1 protein-coding gene is annotated in these 271 nt (G+C 67.2%); it reads right to left on the bottom strand.

The window, feature by feature from the left end; translation table 11 throughout:
- On the bottom strand, positions 1-271 hold a 271-nt coding region (locus L687_RS0120865; protein WP_031206736.1), incomplete at both ends, for a Gfo/Idh/MocA family protein.

The following is a 271-nucleotide window of genomic DNA, read 5'->3' as shown; positions in this document are numbered from 1 at the left end:
GCCAGTTGTCCATGCTGAACCAGTCGGGCATCCGCTCCCCCGCCCTGTCACGACGGTCGGTGATGTCGCCGTACACGCTCAGCGCCCCCATCCCGGAGACGCGCTCGCTGTAGGCGCAGGCGAGCCAGTGGATGATGTCGATGTCGTGGGCGCCCTTCTGCAGCAGCAGTCCCGTCGTGCGTCGGCGATCGGCGTGCCAGTCCTTGAAGTAGAAGTCGCCGCCGTGACCGACGAAGTGCCGCACCCAGACGGCCTTGACCTGACCGATGCG

Source organism: Microbacterium maritypicum MF109, assembly GCF_000455825.1.
Classification (GTDB): Bacteria; Actinomycetota; Actinomycetes; order Actinomycetales; family Microbacteriaceae; genus Microbacterium; species Microbacterium maritypicum_A.
This window is presented reverse-complemented; position numbering and strand designations above follow the sequence as displayed.